1 protein-coding gene is annotated in these 1,987 nt (G+C 41.3%); it reads right to left on the reverse strand.

Features of this window, described 5'->3' with window-relative positions; translation table 11 throughout:
• Positions 1–58: 58 nt before the first annotated feature.
• Positions 59–1,987: hypothetical protein (locus KEM10_RS23585; RefSeq protein WP_212220788.1), on the reverse strand; the 1,929-nt coding region annotated here is incomplete at its 5' end.

Consider the following 1,987-nt stretch of genomic DNA (forward strand, 5'->3'; position numbering starts at 1 on the left):
TGACGTTGATTTTTTAACTGCCATGTTTTCTAAATTTTAATTATTGATTCACAATTATTTATTGAAGCTTGATGCTTCCTAAATCTTCTTTATTGCTTGTTTTCTTAGGGGATGATTTCCGCTTTGCCGGAGTGCTGTCTTTCTTGCGGAACATGAGATAAGCTCCTGTTCCAATAAGAGCTGCAACACCTAAACCAATACCGACTTTTGCACCTTTGCTCAGTTTCTTTTTGCCTGATGCAGTAGGGTTTGTTGTAGTCGATTGTGGTGTGTAGTTCCCAGATTTCATTATGGGTTGGGGAGTGTAACTGCCGGACTGTGGCATGATACTATTGGATGGAGGCATCACGCTGTTTGTTGGTGGAGCATAAGCTTCTGTTGTTGGAGCTGCCTGATTGTTAAATTGAGATACTGCTTCCGTTGCAGGAGCTGCTTTTTTGAATTTACTTTTAACCTTTGTAAAGATGTTTTTGATAGGCTTTAACCAGCTTCCGATTTTTGCCAATACACCACTTGCTGCGGTTACTGATGCTGCTGTGGCAACTGCACCCATATTGCCCAATTCTGCCAATTCACCAATGGCTTCCAAGCCTCTCAAATCAGCAAGTAAACCGTCAATGCCTTTAAGGGAAAAGTCAGAACTCTTTTGTTTTGCACCTTTCAGGATGGCTTTTCTAAGGTTGGATTCTTTACCCTGTAAACCCTTAAACAGTTTACGAACCTTGCCATGTGTCTTTTTCAGTTTGGCATGTTTAGCAGGGTCTATGTTGTATTTGCTTGCAAGCTCATCTGGTAAATAGGCATATTGTAGCTTCTTAGCTATACCGAACATGTTTAAACGCAAGGCTGCCAATAATCCGCCTCTGATTGCAATTGATAGAGGATTAAACCTTACAATTGCTTTAACTACTTTCTTGGCTACTTTGCCAATCTTCTTGCCGACACGTTTAATTGCTTTGAAGAATCGACCTCTGCGTCTTTTTCTTCTTCCCAAGCCGTCCATTTCATCGTCCAACTCATCCAATTCAGCCAATCCTTGGATGGCTTCTGAATCGTATTTAATCAGACCTTTTTCGGCAAGCTTTTCTTCAATATCTGATAGCTTGTCCAATACGGCATCTCGCTGTGGAGTATTCCAAAACTTGATTGCCTGGTCCAACATGGATATGAATTGGTCAGGGTTTTGGACGTGAGCCATCTTGTCCTTGTTATCCCTGTTCTTTAAAAGATAATTCCGGGTACGGACTAAATAGTTGTAGGTAGCATCTTCTGCATCACCCAAGCCGCTTATGGCATCGTCAAAGTCAACACCTGAAACAATGGCAATAAGGTCTTCATGGTTGGCTTGTGCCTGAATACCGCCAGCTAAATCAATACCTGACAAAACCGATATTGGCAAGCCTAAAGCACTTGTACCTGTAATACCGTCAATTCCTCTAAGCCCTGCCAACTGTAAAGGAGACATATCAAAATCAGACCGTTCAAAACTGTATGGTTTTTGGTAATCAAACTTTGAGAGAACAGGGTCGATAACGATTTCATCTTCGGAATCGCCAATAGCAGGAACAATCACATAGATATGCTGAAAGTTCTTTTTACCGTCATACTTGGTAATGCGGAGCTTGAACGGAATACCTAAACACTTTAAAAGCGAACCCACAAAAATGCTGTAATCATCACAGTCAATCCCTGCATCTGATTTGCCTTTTTGTTTGAACTTGATTTGTCCGTCTAACCAGGAACGTGATGGAGTTCGGAGTTGTTCCGTTCCGTCATCATCTTTATGGTACTGCAAATAGTTGTACGAAAAGTTGAAGATGTTTCGGCAAGACTCTTTGAGTGAACCACCTTGAAGGTTACTTGCCAGTTCCTCGACTTCCCGGAAATGTGTACCGATAATATCAATACAACTTTCAACGGTTTCAATTACGTTGCCGTTTTTTATAAATGTGTCCTGTCCGTTTGCCTTTTTTATAAGGTGGTTGAA

The sequence above is a fragment of the Carboxylicivirga linearis genome, assembly GCF_018271995.1.
Classification (GTDB): domain Bacteria; phylum Bacteroidota; class Bacteroidia; order Bacteroidales; family Marinilabiliaceae; genus Carboxylicivirga; species Carboxylicivirga linearis.